The organism is Limnohabitans sp. (genome assembly GCF_017848645.1).
Lineage (GTDB): Bacteria > Pseudomonadota > Gammaproteobacteria > Burkholderiales > Burkholderiaceae_C > Limnohabitans_A.
The window spans coordinates 38,993-53,682 of record NZ_JAFEIF010000005.1 but is presented as its reverse complement, the minus strand read 5'-3'; the positions used below and the strand labels follow the sequence as shown (position 1 = coordinate 53,682).

Sequence of the window (14,690 nt, the reverse complement as noted above, 5' to 3'; positions counted from 1 at the left end):
AAATATGCGATTTGAATTAATAGTGTTATTTTTAACACTATAACCAATTTAAATCGCCAAACAAAGGCGTATTTACCGAATTTTAGTCTGGACCTTTGGGCTTCTTATGACCCTCCGCCTCAGCCGCACCCGCCATCACCATTTCCATCCACAGCTTGTTGATGAAAGCCCGATCCAGCAGCAGCCACAACAAGATGGGCATGAGGGGGGTGATGATTAAAAATCCGAGCTGGTCAAAGTAGGCAATGATCTCCAGCACCCAGCGGTGCACCCCAGCTTGGCGCACCACTTCGGCACCACTGGTCAGCAAGGCCTCGCGCAGCCACCGGAAACACATGCTGAAAACCTGCGAGGGCACCAAAATCAAGGTGCCCAGCGCCATCTTGAGCCACATGCCCTTGGGGCGCGACGCGATCAGCAAAGCCCAAAACAGCACCAAGCCATAGCCAAAAGTGCGGTAGTTCACCTCGGGGCTCAGCTGCCCCACCACCAAGCGCCCGTTCTGGTTCACCGCCACGTTCAACGTGGTGAGCAAGGTCCCCACCGTTTCGTGGCGCTCATAACCTTCTACCCACAAAAAACCATAATCCATCAACTGCCCCGCCACCGAAATCACGGGTGCAGCCAAGTAGGGCGACAGGAAATACCAAGGGATGATCAGCGCCACCAGTGCCAACACACTGGTCACCATGAAGACGAACAGGCGGCTATACGGCAAGGCTGGCTCCTTGCTGTTTGGCCACGGCACGAATCCAGAGCAACCAGACCAGCAGCACATCCAGCATGATCAGCGCTTGCCACAAGTACAGGTGCGCGAAGTCAAAAACCTCTTTGTCCCATTTGCCCAGGTAATACAAGCTGATCACCCGCAAGATGTTGACTCCCTGCACCGCCACCAAACCAATCAAAACCCCGATGACCTTGAGCCTGAGCGGGGCAGGAAATGCCACCATGCCCGCCATCAAAATGATCACCGCCTCCACACCGTTGCAACCGGCTTCAATGGACACCCCAAAGCCCGTGGCTTGGCTCTGGATGATGCGGCCATGGCTGATCACGTCAGCGTCGAACACCGTCATCAGCGCAGCGCTGAACCAGGCCAGAAAACTGGTCCAAGGGTAGATCACAGCGGCTTGCACTGGGTTGAGCTTTTCGATGCCGAACAGCACGGCCAGCACGACCACAAAAAGGGCAATGAAACGCCACATGGGGGAGAACTTTCCTGTGTGGTTAGATGAGGATGGACAGTATCAGGCCTGCACGGTACAAAAAAACCCACCGAAGTGGGTTTTTTTGGATCAGGATCAGCAAAACATCATTTGCTGCGGCGCATTCTGCGGATACCGAACATTGCCATCAGGCTGGCCATAAAGATCATGGCCCATTCGCCGAGGGTGGGGATGGGTGCAGGTGAAACTGCTACTGGGGCGTCATCAAAGCAAACGGCAATACCTGTGCCGCCTAGACCACCTGTTTGAGTGACCGTGAGGTTCGTAACGCCACCGCTTGGAGCTGATAAGAAATTAACCCTTCCGTTACCTGGGCTGCCGGTTGCAATGAGGTTACCACCGCTTTCTGCCAGGCCACCCGGTGTGGTAGGCGGTGTGGAAACAAGGTCGATCTCAGAACTTGTGATGGGGTATGCAGTACCGTTGAGAGAAAACGACAATGTTTCACCGACGTTTTGACCAACACCCACGAAATAGAAACCCGTAGCACTTGCTGCGGGGCTAAACCCGAAAGAACAAGATCCGGAGTCGACAAGCGCGTAAGGAATCCCGCCAAAAGTTCCGGCGTTTGGTGTGCAGCCACTGGCAGAAGGTACGGTGACTGTAACAGAACCATAGGTTCCGGAACTGTTGACACATTGAATCGCAGCACCTGCTTGAGTTGAAATTACAAAAATAGCAACAATGCTTGAAATACTGCGAATTTGCTTAAAAAACATATGCAATCCTTTTTTGACGAATTACAATTATATTGTAAAAATCTTCAAAATCAAAAAATCAGTTTAAACGCAGGTCATCTCACGATGCCTCAAACATACCAATTCCGATACCCACCTGCAAAACTGCTGCAAGGTAAACAACTTCGCCAAATACCAGGTTTTTCTACCAACATAGCTGTAACACAAGCTGTAGTGATATGCACTGCGACATCAATCACGGTGCGGTGTTTGTTGGCCCAGTAGTAGTAGTTGGCGGTGATGCTGCCCACTCAGCAGCTCTCCCGATCGCCCACGGCGATGTCGCTCAAATACGCCAATTGGTTGGCTTTGGCGCTTTTGGCTTTCATGGCGTTTTTGGCCTTAAAAAAAGTGCAAAATTGACAACTTGACCGGTGTTGTTGATCTCTAAATTCACCAAGGCATCCAGCTTCTGGTGAACCGACTCAATGCGCAACGCTGCAAGCGCGGGGGTCTCCAGCTGACGCCGACCACCTTGTTGCGACACATGAAGCGCACGGGCTCACGCTGCGCGACATCAATGAAGTGCCCGAACTGGGTCTTGGCTTAAATGGCAGTGAGGGCTTGCATGGTTTGGATGCAGAACCAAAGAATGAAGCCTTCGATTTGTTCGCTAGGTTTTACGCTTTCGGCTTTTTCTCCGGCCGCTTCCAATTGGCAATGCTCACTTGCTTGCCCCGCGCCACGCTCAAGCTGCCTGGCTCGGTGCTCTTGGTGATGGTCGATCCGCCACCCACCGTGCCACCCGCCCCAATCGTGACCGGAGCCACCAGCACGCAGTTGCTGCCGATGTGCACATCGGCCTCGATCACGGTGCGGTGTTTGTTGGCGCCGTCGTAGTTGGCTGTGATGCTGCCCGCGCCGTAGTTCACCCGCTCACCGACCGTGGCGTCGCCGAGGTAAGCCAAGTGGTTGGCTTTGGCGCCTTTGGCCATCGTGGAGTTTTTCACTTCCACAAAGTTGCCGATGTGTACCTCGGCAGCCAATTGTGCGCCGGGGCGCAGGCGGGCGAAGGGGCCGATGAGTGCGCCCTCGCCCACACTCACGCCGAGTTTTTCGCCGTCGATGTGAGTGAAGGGGTGGATGACCGCGCCCGCCGCGATGGTGCAGTTGGCGATGACGCAGTTCGCACCGATCTTCACGCCTTCGCCCAAGGACACACGGCCTTCAAAGATGCAGTTCACGTCGATCTCGACGTCTTGTGCGCAGTCGAGTTGGCCGCGCAAGTCAAAGCGGGCAGGATCTTTCAGGCGCACACCTTGCTCCATCAAGCGGTGGGCTTGGCGCAGTTGGTGTGCCCGCTCCAGCTCGGCCAGTTGCACCGGGCTGTTCACGCCGGCCACCTGCACCGGGTCGTTGATTTTGTGCGCCACCACCGGCACACCATCGGCCACGGCGAGCTTGACCACATCGGTCAGGTAGTACTCGCCTTGCACATTGTGGTTGTCAATGCGGCCCAGCCAGCCTTTGAGCTGCCGGGCGGGTACGGCCATGATGCCGCTGTAGACCTCGTGGATCTGGCGCTGCGCCTCGGTGGCGTCTTTGTGTTCGACGATGGCTTGCACCACATGGCCCTGTCGCACGATGCGGCCGTAGCCCGTCGGGTCGGCCATGTCGAGGGTCAGCAGCGCCAGCTGGTTGCCACCACATTGCGCGATCAGCGCTTGCAGGGTGTCCGCTTGGGTCAAGGGCACGTCGCCAGACAAGACCACCACGACGCCATCGTCGGCCAGCACAGGCACGGCTTGCTGCACAGCGTGGCCGGTGCCCAGCTGGGGCTCCTGGCGCACGCACTGCACCGCCAACGCCTGGCCTGGGGCCAGCAGCACGGGCTCCACCTGGTCGGCACCGTGCCCGGTGATGACCACGGCCGAGCGGGCATTCAGCTGCGCAGCCGTGTTCAGCACATGCTGCACCAGCGGCACACCCGCCAGGCGCTGCAACACCTTGGGCAAACGGCTTTTCATGCGGGTGCCTTTGCCGGCGGCCATGATGACAACGTCGATGGGGAAATGGGGGGTGGTCATGGGGTGCACACTTTCTGGTTTGGCCACAGGTTGGGGGCGGTCTTCGCGCGTGGTTAAATTATCGCTGCCCCACATCGGGCCTATGATTCGCCAAAAAGGGCATTTCCTCCATGTGTCAATTTCGATTTGGGCTTTTGTGTGCCGCCTTGGCTGGCAGTTTGTTCCTATCAGGCTGTGGCGGCTCTGATGCGGCGCGGCCTGCGGGCATGGCCAGCCAGTGCGCGCTGCCTCTCAAATATGCCGATGGGTTGAGCGGCGGCTACAGCATCAGTTCTGTGGCCCAGGCGGTCCCCAGACAGTTCAGCGCCTGCGCGATGGAGCAACCCCTCGCGGCCAGCGTGAGCCTGTGCATTGACCACCGTCAAATGGGTGAATTGAGCGCCCAACTGGTCTTGCCCAACCAAAGCGGCTTGGACCTGGACCTTCAGACTGCCAGCCAGGGTGGCAGCTGTCTGATCAGCGGTCGCTTGTTCACCGTGGCGCTGCCGGCCAGCCGTTTGCAGGGTTTCAGTGGGCTCAGGGGGGATTGGTCCGTGCGGGTGCGCGACAACAACATGGTCGCCAGCACCCCTACGGGTTTCCTGGTCGGATGGTCCATGCAAGCCGAAGGCCTGCAATGATCCGCCCCCTCCTTGCCATAGCGGCCTTGTTGCTTTTGCAGGCTTGCAGCGCCATCAAGCTCGGTTACCAGCAGTTGCCCACCCTGTCTTATTGGTGGCTCGACAGCACGGTCTCGTTCAGCGGCAACCAGACACCTGCGGCCAAGGAGGCGATTGACAAACTCTACCAATGGCACCGCCGCGAAGAGCTGCCCGGCTATGCCGCGCTGCTGCAACGCACCGCCGATCTGAGCGCAGGCTCCGTGCAGCCGGAGCAGCTGTGCCGTGTGGTCGATGAGGTGCAAGCCCGGCTCGACACCCTGATGCGCCAGGCCGTGGCGCAGGCCGCCCCCGTGGCCATGGCGCTGGGGCCGCGCCAACTCAGCCACATGGCACGCCACTGGGAAGAACAAAACGAAGAGTGGGAAAAAGAGTGGCTGCAAGGCGACGCCGATGCCCGCATGGCGCGTCGCTTGGACAAGGCCCTTGGTCGCTACAACTCGTTTTATGGCGAGTTGAGTGCGTCACAAACCGCCCTGATCAAGACGCAATTGGCGCAGTCCCCCTGGACGGCCGAATGGGGCCGGCGCGACCGCCAGCGCCGCCAGCAGGATTTGCTGTCGACACTGCAGCGCATCTCACAAAGCAACATGACGCAGGCGCAGGCCGAAGCGCAGTTGTGGGGCGTGTGGAAACGCTGGTTGCAGCCGCCCGATGCGGGGCAGCGCGCCGTGGTGCAAAGCCTGTCGCAACGCGCTTGCGAGAACTTGGCACAACTGCACAACACCGCCACGCCCGAGCAACGCGCGCGGGTGGCGCGGCGTTTGCGCGCCTACGAGCGGGACTTGCTGGACCTGAACCGGCCCTGAACACCGCCACTCAAAGCCCAATTGACCGGGCAGCGCCCACAAAAAACCCGCCGTGACAAGGCGGGTTTTTTGATGGATGCAGCAGCAGCGCTCAGCTTTGCAGCGCCTTCCACATTTCCATGTCGCGCTCAGCCGTCCAGATGCGCGGGTTCTTAATGCCGCTGGCTTCGTCATAAGCGCGGGTCACGTCAAAGGGCAGGCAGTGCTCGTAAATGAACACATGGCCAAACACCGGGTCCATGCTCTTGCGGGTGTGGGCCATGGCAGCTTTCAGGTCCATCTTGGCAGCCACGGCTTCCTTGCCAGCCTGGAACAAGGTTGTCACCCAGCGCTGGGTGTAGTCCAGGGCCTTGTTCACGTTGGCGTTGCCTTTCATGGCTTCGCCGCGACCAGGCACGATGAACTCGGCATTCAGGGCGCGCAGGGCTTCGAGCGTGGCGGGCCACTCTTCGAGCTGCGCGTCGCCCGTGTACACACCGGCTTCATACTCGACCAAGTCTCCGCTGAACAGCACTTTTTCTTCTTCCACCCAGGCGATGGTGTCGCCACGGGTGTGGCCCGGGCCCGGATGCCAGATTTGCACCACCACGCCGCCCAGGTTGATACTGAGCTTGCCGGGCACTTCGCCTTTTGTGGGGTTACCGCCGCCGACCACCATGGTCGGCCAAGTGAGGCCCGGGATGCTATCGGCACCACGGAACAGACGCGGAAAGCGCTCCATCTCGCTTTTCATGTCTTGCGCACCACGCTCCTTGATCAGGTCCAGCGTGCCTTCGCTGGCGATGATCTCGGTCGCGCCTTCGGCGGCGTAGGCGTAAGCGCCCAGCACGCGCACGGCGTGGTAATGGGTCAGCAGCACATATTTGATGGGCAGGTCGCTGACGGTGCGGATTTTTTTGATCAGGTCTTGCGCCATGGCCGGGGTGGCGGTGGCGTCGCTGACCATGATGAAACGGTCACCAATGATCACGCCCGAGTTGGGGTCGCCCTCGGCGGTGTAGGCCCAGCAGTGCTCGCTGAGTTGCTCGAAAGTGATCTTCTTTTCGGTCAGGTCGGCCTGGCTGGCGAAGGCTTTGACAGGGGCCTGGGTGGCTGCTTTGGACATGGAAATTTCTCCGGTCAGTGAAGGGTTGGATTTTACCTAAACGAAATGCGTTACGGATTGTTGAATTGCACCAGGCACTCGTTGGACTCGATTTCAGGCCGCGAGCAAGGCCCGGATGGGTGCGGGCAAGCCCAAATCCGGCCAAGCCTGGGCATCGACCCACTGCCCTTCGCAAGCCGGGAATGAAGGTGCAGACCCGAGCATGCGCACCGGGTGCAAATGCAGGTCGCGGTGCGTGAGCACATGCTTCCAGGGCGCAATGTAGTGAGGCTGCACGCCTTGAGACCAGGCGGCCAGCAAATCGGCTTCCGTGTCAAAAACGGGCAGGCTGAACAAGCCCGCCCAGATGCCCGTGTCCGGCCGTTTTTGCAGCCAAACCTGGCCTTTCGCATTGACCGCCCACAGCAACCACAGCGTGGCGCTGCTGCGTTTGAGCTTGCGGGTTTTGACGGGGTAGGCCAGCGGCTCGCCCTGCGCTTGAGCCTGGCACACGCTGCTGACCGGGCAGGCCTCACACTGCGCTTTGCGCGGCAAACACACGGTGGCCCCCAAATCCATCAGGGCCTGGGTGTAACGCGGCATGTCGGCCGCTTGCACGGGCAACAGGTCTTGCGCCAGCGCCCACAGGGCTTTTTCGTTTTTGGCTACTGCCAAGTCCGCGCCGTAGCCCAGCACACGGGTCAACACGCGCTTGACGTTGCCGTCCAAAATGGCGGCGCGCTCGCCAAAGCAAAACGCCGCGATGGCCGCAGCGGTCGATCGGCCAATACCGGGCAGGGTTTGCAGGTCTTCGGCACGGCGCGGAAAGGCACCGCCAAAACGCGCCATCACTTCTTGGGCGCATTTGTGCAGGTTGCGGGCGCGGCTGTAATAACCCAGGCCGCTCCACAGCGCCAGCACATCGTCTTGCTGTGCGGCGGCCAAAGCCGCCACGTCCGGAAAACGCCCCAAAAATCGGGGAAAGTAGTCCAGCACCGTACTCACCTGCGTTTGCTGCAGCATGATTTCGGACAACCAAACGCGGTACGGGTCCTGGGTGTTTTGCCAAGGCAGGCTTTGGCGGCCGTGCAGGCGCTGCCAGTCCACCATGCGGTGGGCAAACCCATCGGGCAAATTCATCACGGCTTCTGGCATGTGGGGCAGTAAAAAGTGGTTCGCTGGCCTTGCAGCATGGATTGGATGGGTGTGGCGCACACACGGCACGGCTCGCCAGCGCGGCCGTACACCGCCGCTTCGAGTTGAAAGTATCCGGTACGGCCTTCGGCATTCACAAAATCCTTGAGCGAGCTACCGCCCTGCTCTACCGCCCGGGTCAGCACCTGCACGATGGCCGCATGCAGCCGGGCCACACGGGGTTTGGACAGACGCGAGGCTTTGGTGGTGGGGCGTATGCCCGCCATGAACAAGGCTTCGGACGCATAGATATTGCCAACGCCCACGACCTCGTCGCCCGCCAGCAAAACCTGCTTGATGGCCGACTGACGTTTTTTGAGGGCCAGGGCAAAAGCTGCCACATCGAACTGGGCACTCAAGGGCTCCACACCCAAACGCCCCAGCAGCTTTTGCGCCTGTGGCGAATCTTCGCTCGGCGCCCAAACCACCGCCCCAAAGCGGCGCGGGTCGTGCAGGCGCAGCACGCCCCGGTCGGTCACCAGGTCCATGTGGTCGTGCGGACCGGCTTCGGGTTGTGTGGGCGCAAAGTTCAGGCTGCCCGACATGCCCAAATGCACCAACAGCAGGCCTTGGTCCAAGTCCAGCAGCAGGTATTTGCCGCGCCGCCGCACGCCCCAGATTTGCCGCCCCACCAGGCTGGCAGCGGGCACGCCCAGCGGCCAGCGCAGGGGCTTGCCCAGGTGCAGCGCCAGAATATGGGCCGAGGCAATGCGGTCGGCAAAACTGCGGCGGGTGACTTCAACTTCGGGGAGTTCGGGCATAGGCTCTGGGGCAAAAAGGGGCTTGGGCCGCACACCTCATGCGAGCGGGTGGCTGGATTATGATGAAGCCATGAAATTCTGGTTTCGACTCGCCCTCATCTCCTCTTGCGTCTGGAGCGCTTGGGCGCAACCGGCCACGCCAGCCCAAGCCACCCCACCTGCCACCACCGACAAAGCCACGGTGCCGCAATCGGCGCTCGATGCAGCGCTGTTTTACCAAGTGCTGTTGGGCGAATTGAACGTGCGCAGCGGCTCCCCGGGCAGTGGTTTTTCCATCCTCCTGGACGCGGCACGCAGAACCCGGGATCCGGCTCTTTTCCAGCGCGCCGTTGATCTGGCTTTGCAATCGCGCTCGGGCGAATCGGCCTTGCAAGCGGCACAGGCCTGGAAGAGCGCCATTCCCGGGGCCACAGAAGCCAACCGCTACATCTTGCAAATCTTGTTGGCCCTGAACCGGGTGGACGAGGCTGGCCAAGCCCTGAGCGTCTCGATCCGGGAGCTGCCCGAGGCCGAACAAAATGCAGCCATCGCATCGGTACCCCGCGTGTTTGCCCGGGTGCAAGACAAGAAAACTGCCGCCGATACGGTTGAAAAAGCCTTGGCGGCGGCCCTGAAACAAAGCAGCACCGCCGCCGCTGCCTGGACCACCGTGGGGCGCATGCGGCGCGAAGCCGGGCAATTGGCGCTGGCCGTTGAAGCCACACGCCAGGGCCGTGCAGCCGATTCATCGGCCCCCGGCCCCCTGATACTGGCGCTGAGCCTGGTCAGTGCGGCCCCGGCCGAGATGACGCCCTTGTTGAGCCAAGCCATGCAAGGCGAGGTGCAGCCCGAATTGCGACTGGGCTATGCCCGGCACCTGATCGGCCTGCCTCAACAGGATGAGGCCTTGCGCCAACTCGTCCGCCTGAACGCGGAGCACCCCGCCTTCGCCGATGGCTGGCTGGTGCATGGCCTGTTGTTGCAGGAAACCGGCCAGCTGACCCAGGCCGAGCAAAAACTGCGCAAACATGTGGAACTGGCCCAAGCCAGCCGTGACAAGGAAGCACAAACCGGACTGGCTGAAGCCTTGATGGCGCTGGCCCAGATGGCACAGCGCCAAGGCCAACTGCCTCAGGCTGAGCAATGGCTGGCCCAGGTGCCACCGGATGCCGACCCCATCAAGCTGGCCAGCCGCCGCGCCGGCCTGCTCTCGCAGCAAGGCCGTATGGAAGAAGCCCGCCAGGTGCTGACGCAAATCAAAACCACCAACGCCGAGCAGGCCACGCGCAAAACCCTGGCGCAATCCATGTGGATGCGCGATAACAAACGATGGGAAGAAGCTCACACCCTGCTCAAGCAAGCTTTGAATGCACAGCCGCAAAACACCGACTTGATGTCGGAGATGGCCATGGTCAGCGAAAAGCTCAAACGCTTTGACGAGATGGAAAGCGTGCTGCGCGAGCTGATGAAGCTCAAACCCGAAGACCCCCATGCCTTCAATGCACTGGGTTATTCCCTGGCCGATCGCAACCTGCGACTGGATGAAGCCCGGCAGCTGATCACGCAAGCCCTGAAGCTCGCCCCGGACGATGCCTACATTCAAGACAGCTTGGGCTGGGTGGCGTTTCGCCAAGGCCAACATGCCGAAGCCCTGAAAATTTTGCAGGCCGCCTACAAAGCCCGCCCCGACGCCGAAATTGCAGCCCATCTGGGTGAGGTGCTGTGGGTCATGGGCCAGCGCCAGCAAGCCGGTGCCGTCTGGCGCGAAGGTTTGCTGCTCAAGGCCGACAACGACACCTTGGTCGAAACCTTGAAACGCTTCCAATTCAAGCCATGAAGCCCAGCCCACACACCAAAAAGCCCGCCAAAGAGCCCACTCTAGAAGGCAGGCGACGGGTTTTGGCGCTGGCCTTGTCCAGCGCTTTGCTGGCTGCAGGCTGCGCCACCCCCCGAATGACCCCTTTGGACGCCAACGCTTATTGGTCAGGGCGAATGGCCATACAGGTGCTCAAGGACCCGCCTGAATCGCTGAGTGCCGGATTCGAGCTGCAAGGCTCGGCCCAGGCTGGCGAGATGGTCTTGCTCAGCCCCATCGGCACCACCTTGGCCCGCCTGGAATGGACACCCCAAGGCGCACGCCTGGCGCAAGGCCAGCAGCAGGTCGACAGCCCGAGCCTGCAAAGGCTGGGCGCTCGCCTGACTGGCACTGAACTGCCGATTGCGGCTTTGTTCGAATGGCTGGCGGGCCGCCAGGCCGATGCGCCCGGCTGGCAAGTCGATTTGTCAGCCCACGCTCAGGGCCGCATCAGTGCAGAGCGGCGCGAACCCAGTCCCGGTGCGTTGCTGCGCATCGCACTGGACCGCTGAACTGGCGTTTTTGGGCCAGTGCCAGCCTCTGGCGATAATCCAGCCATGAAATCGCTGCACGATGTGCCCGCCCCGGCCAAACTGAATTTGTTTTTGCACATCACGGGCCGTCGCCCCGATGGGTACCACGAACTGCAATCGGTCTTCATGCTGATCGACTGGTGCGACACACTGCATTTTGAAAAGCGCCCCGGTGGTGCCATCAGCCGGGAAGACCTCACGCTCGCCCTGCCCGCCCAGGACCTGATCACCCGCGCAGCGCATCTGCTTCAAAGCCACACAGGCTGCACCGATGGCGTGCACATTGCGGTTGAAAAACAAATCCCCGCGCAAGCGGGCATGGGCGGTGGCTCTTCTGACGCCGCCACCTGCCTGCTGGCACTCAACCGCTTGTGGGGCCTGAACCTGGGTCTGCCCACCCTGGAAAAGCTGGGACTTCAATTGGGGGCGGATGTGCCATTTTTCCTGCGTGGGCCCAATGCTTGGGTCGAGGGCGTCGGGGAGAAAATCACCCCCATCGAACTGCCCGCCGCCCAGTTTTGGGTGCTCAAGCCACCTCAAGGCATCGAAACATCTCAAATTTTTGCGCACCCCGACCTCAAACGCGACACAAACACTGCTACAATATCGGTCTTCGCTGCAGAGACATATGACTTTGGTCACAATGATCTGCAACCCGTTGCACAGGCACTGTGTCCCGGTGTTGAGCAAGCCGTTCAGGCCCTCAACCAAGCCGGTCTCAGTGCCAGAATGACGGGTTCCGGCAGTGCCGTGTTTGCCCATTGCATGGACAGCACCACGAAAGTCTCGGTCCCTGACCTCTTTCTGGCCCGGCTTTGCAGCAATTTGGAAGCTCACCCTTTGCAAGGTTGGGCCTCCAGCGATAGTTGATCGGTCGATCGCTGTTTCAGCGGTCAACCCGTGTAGGGGAGTCGCCAAGTTGGTTAAGGCACCGGATTTTGATTCCGGCATTCGAAGGTTCGAGTCCTTCTTCCCCTGCCAAATACGTTCACTCGTACAGGCCCATTTTTTCTGATCGCTGGAATGCTCATGCAGCCTGCTCCAAACACCCCCGACTTCATGCTGTTCACCGGCAACGCCAACCCCGTTTTGGCGGCCGAAATTGCCAAAAACCTGGGCACACAACTTGGCGCTGTCGATGTGGGCCGATTCTCCGACGGTGAAGTCACCGTAGAACTCAAGCAAAACGTGCGTGCCCGCGAAGTGTTCGTGGTGCAATCGACTTGCGCGCCCACCAATGAAAACCTGATGGAACTGTTGATCATGGTCGACGCGCTCAAGCGCGCCTCGGCCGAACGCATCAGCGCCGTCATTCCTTATTTTGGCTACGCCCGCCAGGACCGCCGCCCGCGCTCCACCCGTGTGCCCATCTCGGCCAAAGTGGTCGCCAACATGCTTCAGGCCGTGGGTGTGGATCGCGTGCTGACCATGGACTTGCACGCCGACCAGATCCAGGGTTTCTTCGACATCCCGGTCGACAACATCTATGCATCCCCTGTTTTGTTGGGTGACCTGCGCCAGCAAAATTACGATGACCTGATTGTCGTGTCGCCCGATGTGGGCGGCGTGGTGCGCGCCCGCGCCTTGGCCAAACAGCTCGGTTGCGACCTGGCCATCATCGACAAGCGCCGCCCCAAAGCCAACGTGAGCGAAGTGATGCACGTCATCGGCGAGATCGATGGCCGCAATTGCGTGATCATGGACGACATGATCGACACCGCAGGCACCTTGGTCAAAGCCGCCGAAGTGCTCAAAGAGCGCGGTGCGAAAAAAGTCTACGCCTATTGCACGCACCCGATTTTTTCGGGTCCGGCCATTGACCGCATTGCCAAGGGCGAAGCCCTGGACGAAGTGGTCGTTACCAACACCATCCCGCTGTCCGCGCAAGCAGCAGCATGTACCAAGATTCGCCAACTTTCCGTGGCTCCGCTGATCGCCGAAACGATCCACCGGATTGCCAAGGGTGAGTCGGTGATGAGCCTGTTCTCCGATCAAACCTGATCGGAAAGAGGCCAACGTGGCCAGCCGTCCTTGTGGACTGGCTGGCTTTTTTGAGTCAGGGCCGCACTGGTCGCGGTGGGCCCTAGAAGGAGAAATCTATGAAATTCGTCGCTTTTGAGCGCGCCAAGCAGGGCACGGGTGCGAGCCGCCGTCTCCGCAATTCCGGTCGTACACCTGGCATCGTTTACGGTTCCACATCGGCCCCCCAACTGATCGAGCTGGACCACAACGCTTTGTGGCACGCCCTGAAAAAGGAAGCTTTCCACGCTTCGATCCTGGACATGGAATTCAATGGTCAGTCCAGCAAAGTTTTGCTGCGTGACTACCAGATGCACCCCTACAAGCAGTTGGTGCAACACATCGACTTCCAGCGCGTTGACGCCAACACCACTTTGCACATGAAGGTGCCTTTGCACTACAGCGGTGAAGAAGAGTCCGAAGCGGTCAAGACCGACAAGTGCACGATCACCCACGTGGCGACCGAAATCGAAGTCGCTTGCTTGCCCGCCAATCTGCCCGAATTCATCGCGGTGGACCTGAAGGGCCTGACCATGGGCAAATCCCTGCACTTGAACGACATCACCTTGCCCGCTGGCTGCAAAGCCATCACCCACGGCAAGAAAAACCCGGTCCTCGTGTCCGTGGTGCCACCCGTCGTTGAAGTCGTCGCTGCCCCTGTGGCCGCGGCCCCAGCCGACGGCAAAAAAGGCAAAGGCAAGAAGTAATCTTCTGGCTTGGGGCTTCGGCCCAGCCCCTTCAAGGCCCGCGCAAGCGGGCCTTTTGCTTTGGAGAGATCCTGCCCAAGCTCGCTGGGCCACCTGCAACAAGGATAATCACGCCCCATGATCAAACTGCTAGTCGGCCTGGGCAACCCGGGCAACGAATACGAAGACACCCGCCACAACGCCGGGTTCTGGTGGATCGATGCCGTGGCCCGCGAACTCAAGGTGTCGCTGGTACCCGAGCGCAGCTACCACGGCCTGGTGGCCCGCACCACCGTCAACGGTCAAAACGTGTGGCTGCTCGAACCCCAGACCTTCATGAACCTGTCGGGCAAGTCGGTCAGCGCACTGGCCCGGTTCTTCAAAATCCAGCCGCAAGAAATCTTGGTCGCGCACGACGAACTTGACATCGTGCCGGGCGAAGCCAAGCTCAAATTAGGTGGTAGCCATGCGGGTCACAACGGTCTGCGCGACATCCATGCCCAACTGGGCACGGCCGATTATTGGCGGCTGCGCATTGGCGTGGGCCACCCGGGGGACAAGGCCGAAGTGGTCAGCTGGGTTTTGAAGAAGCCGATGCTCGAGCACCGCAAAGCCATCGACGACAGCCTGATGCGCGCTGTGAACGCCTTGCCCTTGCTCCTGGCGGGCGACATGGAAAAAGCCATGGTGCGCATTCACACCAGCAAGCCGCCGCGCCCCAAACCGCCCCGGCCGGTCAAAGCGCCTGCGCCAGACGCACCCACCGCCGAATGAGGCGGGCCGCCCGGCTCACTGCCCCTGCAGCCTGCGGTATTTGGCCCAGAGCGACTCCTGGTTTTCGACGTGCTGGGGGTTGACGGGAATGCAAGCCACGGGGCAGACCTGAACGCACTGAGGCTCGTCAAAATGGCCCACGCACTCGGTGCACTTGGACGGATCGATTTCGTAAATTTCTTCGCCCAGATAAATCGCCTGGTTCGGGCACTCGGGTTCACACACATCGCAGTTGATGCATTCGTCGGTGATCATCAGTGCCATGGCTGGGGCTCCGCAAAAGTCTGCATCGTGGTCATGCCCGAATTATCGGCCACAGGCATCAGCCCGAAGGACTGCAGGGC

Annotated in this window: 17 protein-coding genes and 1 tRNA gene; 10 read left to right on the top strand and 8 right to left on the bottom strand. The window is 60.4% G+C overall.

Annotated features, from left to right (window positions below):
• Positions 1 to 82: 82 nt before the first annotated feature.
• The 3 genes from QZ190_RS01550 to QZ190_RS01540 form a co-directional block, all read right to left on the bottom strand.
• Complete coding sequence (locus QZ190_RS01550) at positions 83 to 718, bottom strand: exosortase H-associated membrane protein (RefSeq protein WP_291912766.1); 636 nt, start codon at positions 716 to 718, stop codon at positions 83 to 85.
• Positions 708 to 1,208 carry an exosortase H gene (xrtH, locus tag QZ190_RS01545; RefSeq protein ID WP_291912764.1) on the bottom strand — a complete coding sequence of 167 codons (501 nt, stop codon included), beginning with the start codon at positions 1,206 to 1,208 and terminating at the stop codon, positions 708 to 710. The genes QZ190_RS01550 and xrtH overlap by 11 nt, the downstream gene beginning before the upstream one ends.
• A 107-nt stretch (positions 1,209 to 1,315) precedes the next feature.
• Positions 1,316 to 1,948 (bottom strand): IPTL-CTERM sorting domain-containing protein, encoded by a 633-nt coding sequence (locus tag QZ190_RS01540; protein WP_291912762.1) that lies wholly within the window; start codon positions 1,946 to 1,948, stop codon positions 1,316 to 1,318.
• 197 nt (positions 1,949 to 2,145) lie between these two features.
• On the opposite strand from QZ190_RS01540, the gene QZ190_RS01535 reads away from it, so the two are divergent.
• On the top strand, positions 2,146 to 2,337 hold the full coding sequence (locus QZ190_RS01535) for a hypothetical protein (protein WP_291912761.1): 192 nt from the start codon (positions 2,146 to 2,148) through the stop codon (positions 2,335 to 2,337).
• A 249-nt stretch (positions 2,338 to 2,586) separates the two neighbouring features.
• On the opposite strand, the gene glmU is transcribed toward QZ190_RS01535, so the two are convergent.
• Entirely contained in the window at positions 2,587 to 3,993 is a 1,407-nt protein-coding gene (gene glmU / locus QZ190_RS01530; RefSeq protein ID WP_291912759.1) for a bifunctional UDP-N-acetylglucosamine diphosphorylase/glucosamine-1-phosphate N-acetyltransferase GlmU, read from the bottom strand.
• A gap of 110 nt (positions 3,994 to 4,103) precedes the next feature.
• Here glmU and QZ190_RS01525 point away from each other — a divergent pair, with 110 nt between their 5' ends.
• Together QZ190_RS01525 and QZ190_RS01520 are read left to right on the top strand one after the other, a co-directional pair.
• On the top strand, positions 4,104 to 4,613 hold the full coding sequence (locus tag QZ190_RS01525) for a hypothetical protein (protein WP_291912757.1): 510 nt from the start codon (positions 4,104 to 4,106) through the stop codon (positions 4,611 to 4,613).
• On the top strand, positions 4,610 to 5,461 hold the full coding sequence (locus QZ190_RS01520) for a DUF6279 family lipoprotein (protein ID WP_291912755.1): 852 nt from the start codon (positions 4,610 to 4,612) through the stop codon (positions 5,459 to 5,461). The genes QZ190_RS01525 and QZ190_RS01520 overlap by 4 nt, the downstream gene beginning before the upstream one ends.
• A gap of 91 nt (positions 5,462 to 5,552) precedes the next feature.
• Here the strand turns inward: QZ190_RS01520 and QZ190_RS01515 are convergent, their stop codons facing one another.
• The 3 genes from QZ190_RS01515 to mutM form a co-directional block, all read right to left on the bottom strand.
• On the bottom strand, positions 5,553 to 6,566 hold the full coding sequence (locus QZ190_RS01515; protein WP_291912753.1) for an MBL fold metallo-hydrolase: 1,014 nt from the start codon (positions 6,564 to 6,566) through the stop codon (positions 5,553 to 5,555).
• A gap of 93 nt (positions 6,567 to 6,659) precedes the next feature.
• A complete protein-coding gene (gene mutY, locus QZ190_RS01510) occupies positions 6,660 to 7,700 on the bottom strand; it encodes an A/G-specific adenine glycosylase (protein WP_291912750.1) in 1,041 nt (346 codons plus the stop codon).
• Entirely contained in the window at positions 7,685 to 8,500 is an 816-nt protein-coding gene (gene mutM / locus QZ190_RS01505) for a bifunctional DNA-formamidopyrimidine glycosylase/DNA-(apurinic or apyrimidinic site) lyase (RefSeq protein WP_291912747.1), read from the bottom strand. Before mutM ends, mutY begins: the two co-directional genes overlap by 16 nt.
• Positions 8,501 to 8,570: 70 nt before the next feature.
• Here mutM and QZ190_RS01500 point away from each other — a divergent pair, with 70 nt between their 5' ends.
• The 7 genes from QZ190_RS01500 to pth all read left to right on the top strand — a co-directional run bounded on the left by QZ190_RS01500 (position 8,571) and on the right by pth (position 14,346).
• The gene (locus QZ190_RS01500; protein ID WP_291912745.1) at positions 8,571 to 10,316 is read left to right on the top strand and encodes a tetratricopeptide repeat protein; all 1,746 of its coding nucleotides are present in this window, start codon (positions 8,571 to 8,573) and stop codon (positions 10,314 to 10,316) included.
• Positions 10,313 to 10,846 carry a lipoprotein insertase outer membrane protein LolB gene (locus tag QZ190_RS01495; protein WP_291912743.1) on the top strand — a complete coding sequence of 178 codons (534 nt, stop codon included), beginning with the start codon at positions 10,313 to 10,315 and terminating at the stop codon, positions 10,844 to 10,846. The genes QZ190_RS01500 and QZ190_RS01495 overlap by 4 nt, the downstream gene beginning before the upstream one ends.
• 45 nt (positions 10,847 to 10,891) lie before the next feature.
• Positions 10,892 to 11,737 (top strand): 4-(cytidine 5'-diphospho)-2-C-methyl-D-erythritol kinase, encoded by an 846-nt coding sequence (ispE, locus tag QZ190_RS01490; RefSeq protein WP_291912742.1) that lies wholly within the window; start codon positions 10,892 to 10,894, stop codon positions 11,735 to 11,737.
• Between the two features lie 34 nt (positions 11,738 to 11,771).
• A tRNA-Gln gene (locus QZ190_RS01485) sits at positions 11,772 to 11,848 on the top strand.
• Between the two features lie 48 nt (positions 11,849 to 11,896).
• A complete protein-coding gene (locus QZ190_RS01480) occupies positions 11,897 to 12,868 on the top strand; it encodes a ribose-phosphate pyrophosphokinase (protein WP_291912739.1) in 972 nt (323 codons plus the stop codon).
• A gap of 98 nt (positions 12,869 to 12,966) precedes the next feature.
• Entirely contained in the window at positions 12,967 to 13,593 is a 627-nt protein-coding gene (locus QZ190_RS01475; protein WP_291912737.1) for a 50S ribosomal protein L25/general stress protein Ctc, read from the top strand.
• 117 nt (positions 13,594 to 13,710) lie between these two features.
• On the top strand, positions 13,711 to 14,346 hold the full coding sequence (gene pth, locus QZ190_RS01470; RefSeq protein ID WP_291912735.1) for an aminoacyl-tRNA hydrolase: 636 nt from the start codon (positions 13,711 to 13,713) through the stop codon (positions 14,344 to 14,346).
• A 15-nt stretch (positions 14,347 to 14,361) separates the two neighbouring features.
• Here pth and QZ190_RS01465 read toward each other — a convergent pair whose 3' ends face one another.
• A complete protein-coding gene (locus QZ190_RS01465; protein ID WP_019430476.1) occupies positions 14,362 to 14,610 on the bottom strand; it encodes a YfhL family 4Fe-4S dicluster ferredoxin in 249 nt (82 codons plus the stop codon).
• Positions 14,611 to 14,690 lie beyond the last annotated feature (80 nt).